Below are 18563 nucleotides of genomic sequence, written 5' to 3'. Positions count from 1 at the left end.
CGGCCGCATTTGTCGATCATTTCTTATGCATGCCATGTTAGCATAAAAATGTGGCAGCATCGCATAGCCAACACAAAATGTTAATTATTAATCATTTAATAACAGATAGGTGTTTTGCCACTCATTCTCTTGACGCTTGGTTAATGTCAGATGAATATAGCGATTTTCGACTTGTTCCAAGGCAATACAATCATCCACTTCAAGCACACGGTCCGTATGTGGTTTTTGCCAGTTGTGATCAAAATACTGTTTACCGCGTTGTTTTGCTTGTGCGGCATCATGAGCGACAACCAATAGATAACGATGCAATTCGCCAAATTCTCGGGCATCATAGCCCCCTAAATTAATCAAAAACAACTTGGGAGCATCCACTTCTGGAGCAGTCGAACTAAAACTGACTTGATAAAACTGCCCTTCGGATTCAACACTATTAATTTTCATCCAAGCATCAATATGTAAGCCCTTTTGCTCAGCAAACCATGCCTGTCTTAATTGTGGATATGTATCTTCTAAGCAATCACCACATACCGCCACGACATCATGTACTTCGGCATTGGCACGTGCATGGCGACCACCGAGCATCACCAAAAATAAATGGGACATGGTATAACTCCTGAATAAATGGTTTTAGTTCTGCCCAGCTCAAAACTTCACTTTTTATATGAGATGGATTTTGTATTGATGGAATAAAATTGAATTAATTATGATGTTGAACTGAGGTCAAAGTATAAGACAAAGAAGTACTTGTATAGCTCTCACTCTATTTAATTTTACCTAGCGATCAATAAACTCAAATTACAGACATAAAAAAGCACGAGTCTAGCCCATGCTTTTTTAAATGATTGAGCTTACATCTCAACCATTTCCACACCATCAATACGCGCGACGGTCATCAAGTCTTTATCACCACGTCCAGAAACGGTCGCAATAATGATTTGATCTTTGTCCATGGTTGGCGCCAATTTCGTGACATACGCCATCGCATGCGAGCTTTCCAGTGCAGGAATAATCCCTTCAATCTTGGTCAAATCACGGAAGCCTTGTAACGCCTCTTGGTCATTGATTGGCACATAATCGACACGGTGCATATCTTTCAGGAAGCTATGTTCAGGACCTACACCTGGATAATCCAGACCCGCAGAAATTGAATGGGTTTCAATAATCTGACCTTGTTCATCCGACATCAAGTAAGTACGGTTACCATGTAAGACACCAACATGGCCTGCATTTAATGGTGCAGAGTGCTTGCCCGTTTCAATGCCATAACCCGCGGCTTCTACACCGTACATTTTCACTTCGGCATCATTCAAGAATGGGTAGAACAAGCCCATCGCATTGGAACCACCACCGACACATGCCACCAGTGCATCAGGTAAGCGTCCCGCTTGCTCTTGAATTTGACGGCGTGCTTCACGGCCAATAATTGATTGGAAGTCACGGACCAATTGCGGATACGGATGTGGTCCTGCCACTGTCCCAATCACATAATAAGTTGAATCGACGTTCGTCACCCAGTCACGCATCGCTTCGTTCATGGCATCTTTCAGAGTTTTTGAGCCACTTTCTACTGGCACAACGGTTGCACCCAATAAACGCATACGATACACGTTCATGGCTTGACGCTTCACGTCTTCTGCGCCCATGAATACGACACATTCAAGACCCAAACGTGCTGCGATGGTTGCTGTTGCTACACCATGCTGACCTGCACCTGTTTCGGCAATAATGCGTTTTTTACCTGAAAGCTTAGCCAGCAACGCCTGACCAATGGTGTTATTTACTTTATGTGAACCTGTATGATTCAAGTCTTCACGTTTTAAATAAATTTGCGCACCACCCAACTCTTTCGACCATCGCTCAGCATAATATAAAGGACTAGGACGACCTACATAGTAGGCGAGATCACGGTCGAATTCTGCCAGAAATTGCTCATCATCTTTCATACGGAAATAGAGCTTTTCTAAATCCTCTAATGCTGCCATTAGAGTTTCTGACACAAAACGTCCGCCATGGATACCGAAATGCCCTTTTGCATCAGGGAATTGGGTATAGTCAATCACATTATTTTGCTGATCCACGTTGGACTCCTTGCATAAATCGTTGTATGAGTTGTTGGTCTTTAATACCTTTTGCGGACTCTACACCGCCACTAACATCTACAGCAAAAGGCTGTGCTGTTTGTATTGCTTCTTCAATATTGTCAGGTTTTAAACCACCCGCCAAAATTAAAGGAATATCGAGTTGCGGAAACTGGGTCCAGTCAAAGCTGTGTCCCGTTCCACCTTTCAGTTCAGGATGCCAAGCATCCAATAATACTGCGCTTGCACCTGCATCTTGATATTTTTTAATGCAAGCAATCACATCTAAATCTGGTTTGACCTGAATCGCTTTATACCAGCGACGTGCCGTATGCTGAGCAATAGCCTGACATTCTTCAGGACTTTCATCACCATGAAATTGCAGCATATCCAAAGGTACCAGCTTTAACACCTCTGCTATCTCATCCGCTGTCGCATTTACAAATAAACCGACCACCTGTACATAAGCAGGAATGTTTTTTACCAAAATTTGTGCTTGCTCAATGCTGACATGGCGTGGACTTGGAGGATAAAAAACCAAGCCAATTGCATCCGCCCCTGACTGTACTACAGACTGAACATCTTCAACACGGGTAATTCCACAAATTTTGGCACGGGTTCGCATACAATTTCAGCTCTTACTTGACCAAATTCATAGCCTGTCTATGAATATCGGGGCGAATCATTGTAATGCAATTCTTTTCTCTTGAGTAAAGTTCATCCCGAATATTCTTTACATAGATTGTTTAATTCGCGTACAAACCTTATACTGCGCCCAAATGCAATAAGTCATAGCGATATGCTTTAGGGAAGTTGGTGCGAATCCAACACTGCCCCCGCAACGGTAAAACGAAACGTATACCTTTATAAGTTTGCACTTACATCACTGCACTCGTGTGGGAAGATGGGTATACCAATATTGTTCGCAATATTTATATTTGAGTCCGGAGACCTGCTTATTGTGCCGTTTAACTCAATCATTCACGGGGGGTGAATGTATGGAGCAAACATGTCAAATTTATTTCAGCCTACTGCTTTAGTGGGCGCAATCGCGATTGCGATGGGTTTCTCTACGTCTGTATCTGCACAAGATAGTTCCAATGTTGTTAATGCATCTTTAGACACTTTGGTCGTTACAGCGACACGTTCTGAAGAAAAAATTAAAGATGTACCTGCGCGTATATCCATTATTGAACCGCAAATTATTGAACAATCTCCAATTGCCTCTTTACCCGATCTATTGATGACTGATGCAGCCATTAATATGGTACAAAGCGGTGGTTATGGTCAAACTGCATCAATTTTTCTACGTGGTACTAACTCAAATCAAACATTGATTCTACGTGATGGTGTACGACTAAATTCTGCCACTACAGGCACAGCTTCACTACCATTTATCGACACTACCGATATTCAACAAATTGAAGTCCTCAAAGGTCCTGCCTCTGTACTTTATGGCACCGATGCAATTGGTGGTGTAGTCCAACTCGTCTCAAAAACACCAGAAAAGAATAGCGCATTCGTGACAGGTGAGATTGGTGAAAATTCAACTTATAAAACACTTGTTGGTGCTGATCTCGCTGAAAATGGTTTCTACGCACAAATCCGTGGTCAACATTTGGAAACCGATGGTACGCCTGTAAAAGACAGTAAAAATGCACCTGATGCAGCTTTTGATCAAACTGGTTATTCGGCAAAATTTGGTGTAGAAAAAGAAAAATATGCGCTCTCACTCGACTACAGTGAGAACGAAGGGAATTCCCAATACGACAATTATGGTGCAGTTGCTAATCAAGATTTCAAAAATGAAATTGTAAACATCAAAGGGCGTGTCAATCTTGCTCCTAGTGTTGAAGTGAATGCCCGCGTATCACAATTTAAAGATGATATTGATCAAAATGATCTAAATTATCTCGGGACATATGACTTCGTCCATAGCACTACACAAGAAGCTGAACTCTATGGTAAATGGCAGTTCACACCTTCACAAAATATTTTATTAGGTACTACTTATCAAAATATTGATGGCGATGTGATTTCTTGGGGTAGTCCATATGCTGCAGATGTAGATTCGCAAGGTTATTATCTACAACATCAATACAATGCTAATGGTTTAAATACTCAAGCTGGCATTCGTGTAGAAGATAATGAGAAATATGGCACGCACACCATTGGACAAATTGCTGCTCGTTATCAGCTATTTCCTTTAACCAGCATTTACACCAATATTGGCACAGCTTTCCGCTCACCAACATTGAACGAACTATATAGTGCTTACGGAAATCCTGATTTAAAACCCGAGGAAAGCACATCTTATGAAATTGGTTTAGATCAGAACCTCAACCATGGTTTTAGCACAGGTATTTCTTTGTATCGCACCGAAGTTGAAAACTTAATTGATGCAACTAGCGTTACAGGGTATATCTTCCAAAATATTGACCAAGCGACATTTGAAGGCAGCGAAATTTATCTAAAATGGCAAGGTGAGAATCTGTATGTGAATGTAGGTTATAACTATGTCCGTGCCAAAAATGATAAAACTGATGAAGATTTAAGTCGTCGCCCACGTCAAAATGCGACCCTGACCACAGGATGGCAAGACAGTAAATTTGGCTTCTCAACCACCTTGATGGCGAGTAGTTCATACGATAATAGTGCCTATGATGATATTACTGTTCCTGGACACTTAAGAGTTGATATGAATGGCTATTATAATCTTAGTAACGCTATCAAAGTATTTGCCAATATCCAGAATGTAGGCGATAGCAACTATCGTACAGCTTATGGCAGTGGTAGTTACTATATCAATGGCGGTCGCCTTGCTTCAGCTGGGGTAACTTTCCGTTATTAATTCTCAGCTTTAAAAAAATATATAAAACAGCGCAGTTTATGGATAATGTTTTGACCGGCATTATCCTTTTTTTCATTTCAACCTAAGGAAAAGTTATGGGCCACCGTTTAAGTAAAATTTATACCCGTACAGGCGATTCAGGCACGACTGGTCTTGGCGATGGTTCACGTGTCGCTAAAGATGATTTACGCATTATTGCATTGGGCGATGTAGATGAACTCAATGCATGCATTGGCATCTTACGCGCGCAGATTAGTCAAAGTGATATTGCAGAACAATCCGCATGGGATAAAAGCTTAAGTCTGATTCAACACTGGTTATTCGACTTAGGCGGTGAAGTGTGTATTCCCAACTATCACTTGGTACAACCCATTTCTGTTGAATACCTCGAACAAGAAATTGATCGCATGAATGAAGCTTTACCCATGCTCAAAGACTTTATTTTGCCTTCAGGCACATTAGCCTGCAGTTTTGCCCATCAAGCACGTGCTGTTTGCCGTCGCGCTGAACGCAGCTTAATGTCTGTTCATCACCGTGACCAAAATATTCAGCCAAGCTCGTTGCAATTATTAAACCGACTTTCTGACTGGCTATTTGTGGCTTCACGTACATTGCAACGTGCTGAAGGCGGAAGCGAAGTGCTTTGGCAAAAGAATATCAACGATACTATTTAAGACGCGTATAGATGATCGAGGCTGAATTTTAGTGATTGAGCCTCGATGAAACCAAGCACCCAAAACTTTGCACGCATTTTTATTACTCTGCTTTTCTTTTTTTTTAAAACTATTTTCAGATGAAATGATTAAAATCATCCTTGAACCTTAATATCCAAGACTGTGAAAAGATCCACAACTCCATCATCAAAACTGAAAAATAAAGGCAGATAAACATGCAGATTATCGGACATCGTGGCGCACGTGGTGAAGCACCTGAAAATACTTTGGGAGGCTTCCAGTATCTTCATGACTTAGGCATTCGTGCCGTCGAATTTGATGTCCGCCAACTCAAAGATGACACCTTGGTGGTCATGCATGACGATAACTTTTTGCGTACAACATCAATTGACCGTGAACTGTATAGCTGTACAGTTGATGACTTAGCTCACTATAACCAAGCAGCAATCTGGATGGATTGGCAACATCAAGTCACACCCACCTTAGAACAAAGCCTTAATGTGCTACGTGAGTTTTCGCATCTTGAAGTTGAAGTTAAAGCGGTAAATGATCTGGCAGCGGCAGAAAGACTGATTCAAAGTTTGCAGCAGGCTTTGACAGGTTTTGAACACACTGCGGTCATCACCAGTTTTGATTTGAAAATTCATCAAGCCTTACAGCAATCCAACTCACCATTTAAACGTGGACTTTTAATTGAGGACGATATTCAAGAACACGCCATTGAACAAGCTTTATCATTGGGCTGTAGCCGTATCGGTTGGATGAATCAATTGGCAACGGATGCCATGATACAAGCCACGCAAGCAGCGGGATTAAAAGTCAGTGTCTGGACCGTAAATGATGTCGAACGCGCCAAACATTTACAAGCCTGTGGTATTGACGGTTTGATTACCGACTTCCCGACCATGATGCTGCAACAGCTTGATCTGGGCTAAAAATACACTCTTGTATAGAATACAGTTTGTATAAACTTGAGACGAGTATGGCAGTTGACCTAAAGTACAATAGAAATATACCAAGCAACCAATAAAAATAGCCGATTGATTACGATAAATTCAATCTTGGCATAGTCTTATTCTGTTACTGTTTAGTACAATACATCTGTATAATAATGCTAGAGTACAAATGTTGCTCATGCTAATATGCCAGAATCTTAATCCTTACAATTTGTATTGATTTAAGTTCTCAATTTTAACCTGTCCAAGGTTTCTAGGAGTGCTGTTGGAGATGAATCCTCCCCTACCTCAAGCCCCAATTAACTGGGTTGCAGTTTTTGCCCTAGTTTTTTTACCTATTGTTGCGGTTATCGCTCTTCCCCTGTATGCCATGAATCATGATTTTAGCGCTAGCGCTTGGGTTAGTATGATTGTGTTATTGGGTGTAAGTAGTTTAGGTATTACTGCGGGTTATCATCGTTTATGGGCGCACCGTGCCTATGAAGCGACTTTACCTTTAAAAATCATTTTAATGATTATGGGTACTTTTGCTGTTCAGAACAGTATTTTATTCTGGTCTTCTGGTCACCGCACCCATCACCGCCATGTGGATGATGTAGAAAAAGACCCATATTCAATTAATAAAGGCTTTTGGTTTGCCCACATCGGGTGGATGTTACGTGATTATCCAGCAGCAGAACCAAATTATAAAAATGCACCAGACTTGTTAAATGACAAACTGGTCATGTTCCAGCACAAGTACTATGTACCATTGGTGATCTTGGTGCATACCGGTATTTTGTTACCGATTGGCTGGGCTGTCGGTGATATGTGGGGCGTGGTGTTATTGGGTGGATTGGTTCGTTTAATCCTCAGCCATCACGTAACTTTCTTTATTAACTCGCTTTGTCATATGTGGGGCAAACGTCCTTATACTGACGAAAATACCGCGCGTGACAACTTCTTGCTTGCAATTGCAACTTGGGGTGAGGGTTATCACAACTATCACCATATTTTCCAATACGATTACCGTAATGGGGTGAAATGGTGGCAATATGACCCAACCAAATGGTTAATTTGGTCATGTTCAAAACTCGGTTTAGCGAAGAACTTACGTCGTATTCCAAGCTTTAATATTAAAAAAGCGGAACTTGCGATGAAGTTTAAATATGCTGAGCAAGATTTGGCTGTATATGGTCTAAATGTTAATGAAGATATTGCCCATGCAAAACAGCGTATTGCGCAAGAATATGAAGCATTTACCCATACATTAAACGACTGGGCAAAACTGAAAGAACAGGAAATTCAAGCCAAGAAAGCATCAGTGGCTGAAAAAATTCATCAGATGGACCATAAACTAAAAGCGGACTTCCAATCAGTGGAACAACGTTTAGGTCAGCATCGTGAAACTTTAAAAACCTTGATGCGCAACATCAAAAAGAATGCAGTTTCTGAATAACCCTCAGCGCTGTATGCCATGAATAAAGCTTCCATTTGGAAGCTTTATTCATTTTTAGCTGATGATTTTGTTATAGTGGGCAGAGTCTAATCGCCAGATCCCATCTTATGTTGTTCAATTCACGCTACCCCACCCTCAGTCCGAAACTTTACCATCAGCAAATGCCACTTCCTCTTGTGGGCGCGAAAGCTGGGCATTTCAATCAAGCATTGGCTGAAGAACTGCAATGGAGTACTGAAGAACAAGCCGCTTGGGTGGAAATCTGTAGTGGACAACGAACATTTACTGAATTTCCGCCACTTGCCATGGTCTATGCCGGGCATCAATTTGGACAATGGGCAGGACAACTTGGCGATGGTCGTGGCTTACTGATTGCACAAATCTTAGATAAAAAGCAACAGACCATTGATTTACATTTAAAGGGTGCAGGTCAAACCCCGTATTCACGCATGGGAGACGGACGTGCGGTTCTACGCTCGGTCATTCGTGAGTATTTGGCAGGACATGCCTTAAATGCACTCGGCATCCCTTCCAGTAATGCTGTCGGATTCACCTCATCAACCCAAGGTGTCCAACGTGAAAAATTAGAACTTGGTGCAATGCTCCTCAGGACATCCGACTGCCATATTCGCTTGGGGCATTTTGAGTGGATTAATCAGTACCAATCTGACCTGTTGGCTGACTTTACCCAAAAATGTATTGAATGGCATTATCCTGAATGCCTAAACGCAGAACAGCCGATCTTGGCTTTTGCAACGCAAGTCGTGCAACGGACTGCAATCATGATTGCCAAATGGCAGTTGGTCGGTTTTGCGCATGGTGTTATGAACACCGATAACTTGAATATCACAGGTTCCACTCTGGATTTCGGTCCATACGGCTTTATGGAGCGTTTCCGCCCGAATTGGATTAACAACCATTCCGATTATCAAGGTCGCTATACCTATCAGCAGCAACCGAGTATCGGGCATTGGAACTTATGGATCTGGCTCAACAATTTAATGCCTTTGATCCCTGAAGGTTATGAAAAAGAGCAATGGAAAGAAGATTTGACCGCCAGCTTAAGCCATTATGAGCCGACCTTTCTCGAACATTACCGTTTAGGGCTTTGTCAAAAAATGGGCTTGCCTGATTTTCATCAAGAGAGTTTTGATTGTGGCATGCTCTTCTTAAGAATTTTGCAATCTGAACAACTGGACTACACCCAAAGCTTTATTCGTCTGCAAAATAAAGAATATCAACCGCTCTTGGACGACTGTCTTGATCGACGTCAGTTCGAGCAGTTCTTGCAGCAATATCAATCGATTCGGGAACATCAAGACCAAGCCGCATTAGATCAAGCCATGCAGCACGCCAACCCTCACTATATTTTGCGCAATCACATGGCGCAACGTGCGATTGAACTGGCTGAACGTAATGACTTTTCAGAGGTGGATCGCTTATTCAGCTTGCTCAGCCAGCCATTTACAAAACAGCCTGATGTGGAGTGCGCTGAAGATTTAGGTCCATTACCCAATGATGTGCCCGAAGTAATGGTCAGTTGTTCTTCTTAAATTGTCGATTTCCTCAACGCGTTTATCCACATTTTCTGTGGATAACGTTGTGGTTATCCACAGGAAAACTCGTTTTATCTACAAGCCTTAATCTTCTGGATACTCAAAACGATAGCCCACACCATACACGGCTTGAATCCATTCATGGCGATTTCCAGTCTCGGCGGCATCTGAAATCTTACGGCGTAAGTTTTTGATATGACTATCAATAACACGGTCAGCGACATCAAAACTGTCTGGGTTAATATGATCGAGTAATTGCACGCGCGAATAGACCTGACCGACATGCTCCAAGAACAACTCCAGCAAGCGGAACTCGGTTGGGGTTAAGTTGAGGGTCTTTTGTTGATACCAGATGCGTTGTTGTGCTTTATCTATACGGAACAAGCTATTTTCTTCAGGCTCGGCTTTACGGTCTAAACGACGTAACACGGCCTGCACACGAGCCACCAATTCTTTCGGGCTAAATGGCTTACAGACATAATCATCTGCGCCCATATTCAGACCCAATACACGATCAATTTCTTCAGTACGTGCAGTCACCATAATAATCGGCAAATCCGACTGTTCCCGCACTTTACGGCAGATGGTCAGACCATCCATACGCGGTACCATCAAGTCCAAAATCATTAGACTCGGTTTACGCTGCATAAAGCTGTCATAAGCTTCTTGCCCATCATGGAATAGACTGACTTCAAAGCCTGCTGCTTCTAGATAATCACGGACCAATTGAGCCAGTTCAACTTCATCTTCAACCAGCATAATATGCTTCATGAATATTTCCTTTATGCTTTCATTTGTTTGGGAAAAGTGAGTTTGCAACGCAACCCACCCAAAGGCGAATGTTCAAAACTCAAACGTCCACCCAGTGCCTGCGCAATCTTACAGGAAAGAGCCAGACCCAGTCCTGTGCCACCTGTGCTTCGGGTACGCGAATCATCAACACGATAAAAACGCTCACCCAAATGCCGTAATTGTTCATCGCTTAAACCGTAAGGACTGTCATCCACATACAGACTCCACTCTGTAGCCGTTTGTTCAGTATGAATCTGGATTTCTCCACCCTGCTCGGTATAGCGAATACTGTTGCTGAGTAAGTTGACCACAATTTGTTTGAATCGGTCTGTATCTAATTGTAAGACAGGCGCATCGCCCTGCACGCTGACTTTCAGATTCGCCTGTTCAAACTTTGGTTTGAAGTTTTCAATTTCTTGCACCACCACATCCCAAGGATTGATGGCATTGAAATAACACTTCAACTGTTGTGCATCTGCCTGCGCCAGATCCGCCAAATCCTGAGTTAATTTTTTCAGGCTGCTGACCTGACGCATCATGGCACCTAAATGCTCTGGGGTGGCTTTACGAATTCCATCCTGCATGGCTTCAATCTGCGCTTGCAGAACAGCCAATGGTGTTTTTAATTCGTGTGAGGTATCTGCGACCCACTGACGACGCGAAGTTTCGTGTTGATCCAGAATTTCTGCCAGTCGATTTAACTCATTGGATAAATCACCCAACTCATCATTACGGTTAATTTTCACCTGATGTTGGTAATTGCCTTGGGTCAGTTCACGTGTACCATTCAACAAACGCTGAATTGGTTTCTTGAAATAGGTCGCCAACAATAATGCAGCAATCAAACTCGCCAAAATGGTCAAACCATACACCAAGAACAAATAACGCTTTTGATTACTAAAGAAGTTAATACTTAGAGCATCATCCTGATCCAGCACTGGTTTTAAGCCTAAATAACCCACCACTTTGTCTTCAACGATAATCGGACGATACGAAATCTGATCTGAAGCAGGTTCTCCCACCACAAATTGGCGTTTGGCATCATATAAAGATAAACGTGAGCTGAGTCCGAGTCGGTCAGGCATCGAGATAAACTGTTTCTTCTGATTCGTCTCTTTTAATTTATTCTGCCCCTCTTTACGATCAGGCGGACGGAAGGCATTTTCATTGGATTTCAATGGAAATTTCAGCCCCTCAAAAGGCTGATATTCGGAAGGCAGGTTCAACTCTAGCCAGCGTAATTCTTCTTGATCTAATAAGGGCTTACCCTGATCTGCACGTGCCAAAGTAGGCGGCAAATTAACAAAGGTATGTTCTTCAAAATAACGCTGCTGCAAGGCAATATCATACTGTCGGCGTAACCACCAATGCGACAAACGGTCATAATCATCAGGATCTGCCTGCCCTTCAATTTGTAATATCTGGGCTTGAATGGCATTGCCCCAGTCATGATAGACCGAGTACACGCTTGCCAAATTACTGATCAGATGATCCAGTTTCTGCATTTCAACATCAGCCACATAGCGGGTGAAGTTTTTTTGCATGGTCCAATGCAATACCCCCAGACTTAGCGTAATAATCACTAAGGTGGTAAGCAATACAGTCAAGAAGAGGCGTAGTGCAATCGGGACACGTCGGATATTCAACAGCGGTGCTCAATTGTTATTTTGTTAAGGCTATTGTAACCAACCTATTTTCAAAAAACCCTCCATTGTTTCTTCATCTTTATTATTTAATCTTTAAGCACAAATGAAAAATAGCGTGCTGGGGTAACTTGTAATGAACTTGACGAAAAAAATTGTATTAGCCACTTGCTGTGTTTTAAGTGTAGGTGCTTTAACCGCTTGCCAATCAACACCTGAGCCACAAGATCAACCACATCGTATGATGGATGGTCGCCATGGTGAGCGTCTCTCTCCTGAACAGCGTGCTGAACGTGAACAAATGCGCGCTGGACACAAAGAAATGTTCAAACAGATGAAACAAGCCTGTGACGGCAAAACTGCTGGACAAAATGTTCAAGTAAAAGCAGGCACGCAAACGATTGATGGTCAATGTAATATCGTGTTCCAACCCGATCAGAAACACGGTCATGGCATGCATATGGGTCAACCGCCAATGCAAGGTGATGAAGGCATGATGCGCCCACAACGTGGTGAAAAACTGACAGATGCCCAGCGTCAACAAATGGTGCAACAGTTCGATCAACGTTTAAAAGAAAAACAAGCCTTCCAACAAGCGGTTGAAACTGCATGTAAAGGTCAAACCGATGGCAAAGTTGTTCAGATTAAGGCAGGTGAACAAACGCTTTCAGGCAAATGTTCAGTACGCTTCTTCCCAAATCAGCCGCAGCCGAATGCTGCACCAACAGCAAATATGGCTCCGCCTCCAGCCGCATAAGCAGATTTACAACAAAAAAGACGCCGCAAGCGTCTTTTTTTATGCCTAAATGAGGGACATAACTTTTTACGTTTTTTGACTATTTGTATCATCTAAAAAAACATAAAAACGTTTACACTCAATATACTTAGAAAATTCAAGCCACCTTTTTTTGACTTTACAGTCACTAAGAAATCGGGGGCAAGAGCTTGTACCTTATAACAAGATGTTGCACGATTAACTTGTACTTAAAAACGTGTCATTGAAGGCACGTCACCATGTTTATTAGGATTATAACGCTGGTTGAAACCAGTATTGAGGAAAACCGACATGCCACAATACAAAGCGCCCTTACGTGATATGCAGTTCGTTTTGCATGAATTACTAAATGCTGAACAACATTATGCAAAACTGCCTGCTTTCCAAGAAACCGTAAGCCGTGAATTGGTTGACCAATATTTAGAAGCTGCTGCAGATTTCTGTGAAAACGAATTGTCTCCAATCAACCAAAGCGGTGACCAAGAAGGTTGTACTTGGAATGATGGTGTGGTGACTACACCGACTGGCTTTAAAGAAGCTTATCAAAAATATATTGAACTCGGCTTCCCTTCTCTTTCTGCTGAAGAGCAATATGGCGGTCAAGGTTTACCAGTTTCTTTAGGTAACGTGATTTCTGAAATGGTTGGTACTGCGAACTGGGCTTGGGGCATGTACCCTGGTCTTTCTCATGGTGCAGTGCGTACTTTAGAACACCACGGTTCACCAGAACAAAAAGATGCTTACTTACCAAACCTTGTATCAGGTGTTTGGACAGGCACCATGTGCTTGACAGAATCTCATGCAGGTTCTGACCTTGGTATTATCCGTACCAAAGCTGAACCAAATGCTGACGGTAGCTATGCAATTACTGGCGAGAAAATCTTTATCTCTGCTGGTGAGCACGACATGGCAGAGAACATTATTCACATCGTTCTTGCACGCCTTCCAGGTGCGCCAAAAGGTACTAAAGGTATTTCATTATTCATCGTACCAAAATTCAACTTAAATGCTGATGGTACTGTGGGTGAGCGTAATGCAGTGCGTTGTGGTTCAATTGAACATAAAATGGGTATTCACGGTAATGCGACCTGTGTGATCAACTTTGACAACGCAAAAGGTTACTTAATTGGACCTGAAAACCGTGGTCTAAACTGTATGTTTACCTTCATGAACACCGCACGTATTGGCACAGCAGTTCAAGGTCTTGCTGCATCGGAAGGTTCGTTCCAAGGTGCGCTTGCATACGCGAAAGACCGTTTAGCGATGCGTTCACTTTCTGGTCCTAAAGCACCTGAAAAAGAAGCAGATCCAATTATCGTGCATCCAGCTGTACGTAACATGCTGTTAACGCAAAAATCTTTTGCTGAAGCAGGTCGTGCCTTGGTTTACTTGTTATCTTTCCATGCGGATATCGTAGAACAAGGTGCAACTGAAGAAGAGCGTAAAAACTCTGACAACATTTTGTCGTTGCTTACCCCGATTGCAAAAGCCTTCTTGACTGAAACAGGTTCTGAATCTGCAAAACACGGCGTACAAGTGTTTGGTGGTCACGGCTTTATTTCTGAACATGGTATGGAACAAATTGTTCGTGATACCCGTATCTCGTGCTTATATGAAGGTACAACAGAAATTCAAGCGTTGGACTTATTAGGTCGTAAAGTTTTGGGTACTCAAGGTGCAATGTTGAAAGACTTCACCAAGATGATTCACAAATTCTGCGAAGCTAACAAAGACGATGCGGCAATGAAAGAATTTGTTGAGCCATTGGCTGCACTCAACAAAGAATGGGGCGACCTCACCATGCAAATTGGTATGCGCGCAATGCAAAACCCTGATGAAGTTGGTGCTGCTGCAGTAGATTACCTATACTTCTCTGGTTATGTAACACTAGCGTACCTATGGGCTCAAATGGCGTTGGTTGCACAGCAAACGCTTGCTGCGGGCACTACCGATGTAGACTTCTACAATGCCAAAGTGACCACTGCTCGCTTCTACTTCAAGAAAATCTTGCCGCGTGTTCGTTCACACGTTGAAGTGATTTCTGGTGGTGTAGAGCCATTAATGTCATTAGATGCGGAACACTTCGCGTTCTAATCACACTTTAATGTTGCTTGCAATGTTAATTTAAGAAAAAAGGACTGGTCGGTTTTGACGGTCCTTTTTTTATGTAATCAATGCTAAATTTAATTCTATCAATAATACGTGTGATCGCGTGTTATTCCACACTCGGCACATGATGTATACAACAAAGGTGAACTAACTATGCCAATTTATAATGCACCGCTTGCAGATATGAAATTCATCTTAAATGATGTTTTTAACGCAGAACAATTCTGGCAGTCTAACGAAAATCTAGCACATTTAGATGCTGCGACTGCAGAAGCTATTTTGGAAGAGATGGCGAAATTTGCGCAAAATGTAACGCTTCCGCTGAACCGTACAGGTGATGAAGAAGGTGCAACTTATAACAATGGCGCAGTGACGACACCTGCTGGTTTCAAAGAAGCGTTCCAACAATATGCTCAAGGTGGTTGGATTGGTTTAGGTGCAGAAGAAGAATGGGGCGGCCAAGGCATGCCTAAAATGCTGACTGTACTTTCTGACGAAATGCTGTTCGCAACCAACCCATCTTTTATGCTTTACCCATTACTTTCAGTGGGTGCAGGTATGGCGTTAAACAGCTATGCATCTCAAGAGCAAAAAGAAACGTATTTACCTAAAATTTACTCTGGTGAATGGTCAGGCACCATGTGCTTAACTGAACCACACTCAGGTACAGATTTAGGGATTATCAAAACTAAAGCTGAACCGAACCAAGATGGTACTTACAACATCACGGGTACAAAAATCTTCATTACGGGCGGTGACCACGACTTAGCTGAAAACATCATTCACTTGGTCTTAGCGAAAACTCCAGATGCGCCAGCAGGTTCACGTGGTATTTCTTTATTCATTGTGCCGAAATTCATTGTAAACGAAGATGGTTCAGTGGGCGAGCGTAATGCCGCAGGTCCTGGTTCAATCGAACACAAAATGGGGATTAAAGCTTCTGCAACTTGCGTCATGAACTTTGACGGTGCAAAAGGCTACCTCGTGGGCAAAGAAAACGAAGGTCTTGCCGCAATGTTCGTGATGATGAACTACGAACGTTTATCAATGGGTATTCAAGGTCTCGGTGCGTCTGAATTTGCTTATCAAAATGCGGCACAATATGCGACGGATCGTTTACAAGGTCGTAGCGCGTCTGGTGTGAAATCTCCAAACAAGCCAGCAGACAGCATTTTAGTGCATGGTGATGTACGTCGTATGTTGCTCAACGTACGTGCGAACAATGAAGCATCACGTGCATTTGCAGTGTATGTGGGTCAACAGTTAGACATCACCAAGTTCTCTACCGATGCTGAAGCAGTGAAAAAAGCCAACGACCGCGTTGCACTTTTGACACCAATTGCCAAAGCTTACTTAACCGATACTGCATTCCAAGCAACGCTTGATGCACAAATGTGCTTCGGTGGTCATGGTTATATTCGTGAATGGGGTATGGAGCAATGTGTACGTGACTTACGTATTGCACAGATTTACGAAGGCACCAACGGCGTTCAGTCTCAAGACTTAATTGGTCGTAAAACCATTAAGTGTAACGGAGCCTACGTAGCTGAATACATCGAAGAAATTCGTGATTTCGCCAACGGTTTAGATGCTGACTTAAACTTCATTAAAGATGCAACATTAGATGCTGCTACAGAAGTTGCAGACCTGACTCAATTCGTTCTTGCGCAAGCGGCTGAAAATGTTGAATTTCCGAATGCAGCAGCGGTGGATTACTTACACGCAGTTGGTTTGTTAAGCTTCGCTTACATGTTTGCGCGCATTGCCAATGCCGCAAAAGACAAAGATGGCGAATTCTTCCAAAACAAATTGGCACTTGCTCAATACTTCGCACAACGTATTCTTCCAGAATTAGACATGCGTATTGCTAAAGTCAAAGCAGGTTCGGACTTGATTATGAACTTCAGCGAAGACTACTTCACTAGCCAAGCATAAGCCTTATAAATAAAAAACGCCTGCATTGTCAGGCGTTTTTTATTGCATAACGTTCATGTGCATGAAATTTGCTTATGCTTGAATACCATATTATTTAAAGCATAGGAGGTCAAAATGTCAGAACATAAACCCAAAGTTGCCAAACTTGAAACCCTCCTCGACCGTCTAGGCAATCTGGCGGTAGAAAGCTTCCATTACATTGCTCTGTTCATTATTGGCTGTATGGTGGCATGGTCTGCGGTACATACCGTGATTGAAATCCTTACGGTCAAACAATACGCCAGCATTGACGATATTCTGTTGTTATTTATCTATTTGGAATTGGGTGCCATGGTGGGTATCTATTTTAAAACCAACCACATGCCCGTGCGCTTCTTGATTTATGTGGCAATCACCGCCCTCACCCGTCTGCTCATTTCGGATATTCAACACGACCATAAAGCCGATATGGATCTGGTGATTATTACGGGTTCAATTCTGATTCTTGCGCTAGCCATTTTAATAGTGCGCTATGCATCATGGACGTTTCCTTCCGTCATCCGCGATAAACATCATGATAAACCTTTACCTCTAGGAAAGACCCCACGCCCAGAAGATGATGAACTGGCTTAAGTATGCTTCCTTCTTTGATGCACCATGTAATCTCTCATTCAAGCATCGAAGAAGGAACTGTCTATCTTGGGACTAACACATAGCGACCATTTTCAAAAATCCAGTACATGTTCTGCGGTGGTTCAGGCAGTCCTAAACGTTGCCAATCATTGATAATCCGATAATTTGAACTTTCTATGCGGGAATTGGCATCCCCAAAAACATAGCTGGTACTTTGATGGTTATATTGGGTATATGTAGGCGCCTGCATATTGATGCTGACATTGGCTTGTGGTCGGTCCCAATGGGGAGGACGATGATCATGTGGCGGATATGGTCGGTTTGGATAAGGCGGTTGTGGTGGATAAGGTCGATAATTCGGGCGTTTGGTACTGCTACCTTGATAGTTTGACCATTGATTGGCATCCGCCGAAGCATAGCTTGAACTCAACATGAAGATCGCGATAGCGCATGCAACATAGTATTTGGCTGTCATCTGCTTCTCCCAACTGTCTTTATGTATATTTTAACCGATCTTTGGATTCAAGCATGAATAAAACCAGCAGGCTACGCAAAGATTTGTAGCCACCTGACATCCAGCTATTCTCAATTTAGCTTGTCATGCTTTATGCTAATATAAGCTTTTTCATGGATTAGGCTGAACATTGTGGCGGAATTAAGTTTTGAACGACTGCATCAATTTTTCTCTAAAGTTCCAAGTGTACAAGCAAAATTTATCGACTCTTATGGAACGGATGGTCAACATGCGTGGTGGTTTAAATTCCAGATTAATATCGACCACCCACTAGCTTGGCAAACCGTACAAGAACTGGGACATGTCTTAAATTACATTTCGACCAATGAACGTTTACCGACGCAATTTCTCCCCGTTTCTCCTCCCCCATATATGAATGGTGAAGCAAAACAGTTCCTCTCTTGGGTCATTCAATGTAATCACGCAGACTTTCCACCCGATGTGGTCTGTGACTGGCTTGAAGCGCGCCTCCCGAGCCCTGTGGAAGACGCTGAAAAATGGAAAATCAAAACTGATTTGCACGAACTGGATAACATGAGCGATAAAGATTTGGATCAAATCATTCCGCCAAATCCTCAAGTATAAAAAATATTTCCTCCTGCCAATTCCTTATCTCTGTAAGGAATTTCC

Annotated in this window: 16 protein-coding genes and 1 riboswitch; of the genes, 10 read left to right on the top strand and 6 right to left on the bottom strand. The window is 42.6% G+C overall.

Annotated features, from left to right (window positions below):
• Positions 1–87 precede the first annotated feature (87 nt).
• The 3 genes from GWK51_RS08095 to GWK51_RS08085 form a co-directional block, all read right to left on the bottom strand.
• On the bottom strand, positions 88–603 hold the full coding sequence (locus GWK51_RS08095; protein WP_161933315.1) for a DUF1543 domain-containing protein: 516 nt from the start codon (positions 601–603) through the stop codon (positions 88–90).
• A gap of 245 nt (positions 604–848) precedes the next feature.
• Positions 849–2078 (bottom strand): tryptophan synthase subunit beta, encoded by a 1230-nt coding sequence (gene trpB, locus GWK51_RS08090; RefSeq protein ID WP_161933314.1) that lies wholly within the window; start codon positions 2076–2078, stop codon positions 849–851.
• A complete protein-coding gene (locus tag GWK51_RS08085; protein ID WP_161933313.1) occupies positions 2062–2703 on the bottom strand; it encodes a phosphoribosylanthranilate isomerase in 642 nt (213 codons plus the stop codon). The genes trpB and GWK51_RS08085 overlap by 17 nt, the downstream gene beginning before the upstream one ends.
• 144 nt (positions 2704–2847) lie before the next feature.
• Positions 2848–3052, top strand: a riboswitch (cobalamin riboswitch).
• A 35-nt stretch (positions 3053–3087) separates the two neighbouring features.
• Between GWK51_RS08085 and GWK51_RS08080 the strand changes: the two genes are divergently transcribed.
• The 5 genes from GWK51_RS08080 (at position 3088) to GWK51_RS08060 (ending at position 9550) form a co-directional block, all read left to right on the top strand.
• Positions 3088–4929, top strand: coding sequence for a TonB-dependent receptor plug domain-containing protein (locus GWK51_RS08080; RefSeq protein ID WP_161933312.1), 1842 nt, complete (start codon positions 3088–3090; stop codon positions 4927–4929).
• A gap of 95 nt (positions 4930–5024) precedes the next feature.
• Positions 5025–5603, top strand: coding sequence for a cob(I)yrinic acid a,c-diamide adenosyltransferase (locus GWK51_RS08075; protein ID WP_100240633.1), 579 nt, complete (start codon positions 5025–5027; stop codon positions 5601–5603).
• A 215-nt stretch (positions 5604–5818) separates the two neighbouring features.
• Entirely contained in the window at positions 5819–6538 is a 720-nt protein-coding gene (locus GWK51_RS08070; RefSeq protein WP_161933311.1) for a glycerophosphodiester phosphodiesterase, read from the top strand.
• A 292-nt stretch (positions 6539–6830) separates the two neighbouring features.
• Complete coding sequence (locus GWK51_RS08065) at positions 6831–7997, top strand: fatty acid desaturase (protein WP_100240631.1); 1167 nt, start codon at positions 6831–6833, stop codon at positions 7995–7997.
• Between the two features lie 107 nt (positions 7998–8104).
• Positions 8105–9550, top strand: a complete 1446-nt coding sequence (locus GWK51_RS08060) for a protein adenylyltransferase SelO (RefSeq protein WP_161933310.1) — start codon at positions 8105–8107, stop codon at positions 9548–9550.
• Positions 9551–9637: 87 nt separating this feature from the next.
• Here the strand turns inward: GWK51_RS08060 and GWK51_RS08055 are convergent, their stop codons facing one another.
• Both GWK51_RS08055 and baeS read right to left on the bottom strand, forming a co-directional pair.
• Positions 9638–10324: a response regulator gene (locus GWK51_RS08055; protein ID WP_100240629.1), complete on the bottom strand. Its 687-nt coding sequence runs from the start codon at positions 10322–10324 to the stop codon at positions 9638–9640.
• An 11-nt stretch (positions 10325–10335) separates the two neighbouring features.
• Complete coding sequence (gene baeS, locus GWK51_RS08050) at positions 10336–11991, bottom strand: sensor histidine kinase efflux regulator BaeS (RefSeq protein ID WP_161933309.1); 1656 nt, start codon at positions 11989–11991, stop codon at positions 10336–10338.
• Between the two features lie 133 nt (positions 11992–12124).
• Here baeS and GWK51_RS08045 point away from each other — a divergent pair, with 133 nt between their 5' ends.
• The 4 genes from GWK51_RS08045 (at position 12125) to GWK51_RS08030 (ending at position 17419) form a co-directional block, all read left to right on the top strand.
• Positions 12125–12745: a hypothetical protein gene (locus GWK51_RS08045; protein WP_161933308.1), complete on the top strand. Its 621-nt coding sequence runs from the start codon at positions 12125–12127 to the stop codon at positions 12743–12745.
• Between the two features lie 309 nt (positions 12746–13054).
• The gene (locus GWK51_RS08040; protein WP_161933307.1) at positions 13055–14857 is read left to right on the top strand and encodes an acyl-CoA dehydrogenase C-terminal domain-containing protein; all 1803 of its coding nucleotides are present in this window, start codon (positions 13055–13057) and stop codon (positions 14855–14857) included.
• A 168-nt stretch (positions 14858–15025) separates the two neighbouring features.
• Complete coding sequence (locus GWK51_RS08035; RefSeq protein WP_161933306.1) at positions 15026–16807, top strand: acyl-CoA dehydrogenase C-terminal domain-containing protein; 1782 nt, start codon at positions 15026–15028, stop codon at positions 16805–16807.
• A gap of 114 nt (positions 16808–16921) precedes the next feature.
• Positions 16922–17419: a phosphate-starvation-inducible protein PsiE gene (locus GWK51_RS08030; RefSeq protein WP_161933305.1), complete on the top strand. Its 498-nt coding sequence runs from the start codon at positions 16922–16924 to the stop codon at positions 17417–17419.
• Between the two features lie 61 nt (positions 17420–17480).
• Here the strand turns inward: GWK51_RS08030 and GWK51_RS08025 are convergent, their stop codons facing one another.
• Entirely contained in the window at positions 17481–17894 is a 414-nt protein-coding gene (locus GWK51_RS08025) for an RcnB family protein (RefSeq protein ID WP_171519155.1), read from the bottom strand.
• Positions 17895–18065: 171 nt separating this feature from the next.
• Here GWK51_RS08025 and GWK51_RS08020 point away from each other — a divergent pair, with 171 nt between their 5' ends.
• Entirely contained in the window at positions 18066–18518 is a 453-nt protein-coding gene (locus GWK51_RS08020; protein ID WP_161933304.1) for a hypothetical protein, read from the top strand.
• Positions 18519–18563 lie beyond the last annotated feature (45 nt).

The organism is Acinetobacter kanungonis (assembly GCF_009939195.1).
Lineage (GTDB): Bacteria > Pseudomonadota > Gammaproteobacteria > Pseudomonadales > Moraxellaceae > Acinetobacter > Acinetobacter kanungonis.
This window is presented reverse-complemented; position numbering and strand designations above follow the sequence as displayed.

What these genes read in the sequence shown, in the direction of transcription:
- GWK51_RS08095 (WP_161933315.1), bottom strand. Translation starts at nt 603, where the DNA reads ATGTCCCATTTATTTTTGGTGATGCTCGGTGGTCGCCATGCACGTGCC.
- GWK51_RS08085 (WP_161933313.1), bottom strand. Translation starts at nt 2,703, where the DNA reads ATGCGAACCCGTGCCAAAATTTGTGGAATTACCCGTGTTGAAGATGTT.
- GWK51_RS08080 (WP_161933312.1), top strand. Translation starts at nt 3,088, where the DNA reads ATGTCAAATTTATTTCAGCCTACTGCTTTAGTGGGCGCAATCGCGATT.
- GWK51_RS08075 (WP_100240633.1), top strand. Translation starts at nt 5,025, where the DNA reads ATGGGCCACCGTTTAAGTAAAATTTATACCCGTACAGGCGATTCAGGC.
- GWK51_RS08070 (WP_161933311.1), top strand. Translation starts at nt 5,819, where the DNA reads ATGCAGATTATCGGACATCGTGGCGCACGTGGTGAAGCACCTGAAAAT.
- GWK51_RS08065 (WP_100240631.1), top strand. Translation starts at nt 6,831, where the DNA reads ATGAATCCTCCCCTACCTCAAGCCCCAATTAACTGGGTTGCAGTTTTT.
- GWK51_RS08060 (WP_161933310.1), top strand. Translation starts at nt 8,105, where the DNA reads ATGTTGTTCAATTCACGCTACCCCACCCTCAGTCCGAAACTTTACCAT.
- GWK51_RS08055 (WP_100240629.1), bottom strand. Translation starts at nt 10,324, where the DNA reads ATGAAGCATATTATGCTGGTTGAAGATGAAGTTGAACTGGCTCAATTG.
- GWK51_RS08045 (WP_161933308.1), top strand. Translation starts at nt 12,125, where the DNA reads ATGAACTTGACGAAAAAAATTGTATTAGCCACTTGCTGTGTTTTAAGT.
- GWK51_RS08040 (WP_161933307.1), top strand. Translation starts at nt 13,055, where the DNA reads ATGCCACAATACAAAGCGCCCTTACGTGATATGCAGTTCGTTTTGCAT.
- GWK51_RS08035 (WP_161933306.1), top strand. Translation starts at nt 15,026, where the DNA reads ATGCCAATTTATAATGCACCGCTTGCAGATATGAAATTCATCTTAAAT.
- GWK51_RS08030 (WP_161933305.1), top strand. Translation starts at nt 16,922, where the DNA reads ATGTCAGAACATAAACCCAAAGTTGCCAAACTTGAAACCCTCCTCGAC.
- GWK51_RS08025 (WP_171519155.1), bottom strand. Translation starts at nt 17,894, where the DNA reads ATGACAGCCAAATACTATGTTGCATGCGCTATCGCGATCTTCATGTTG.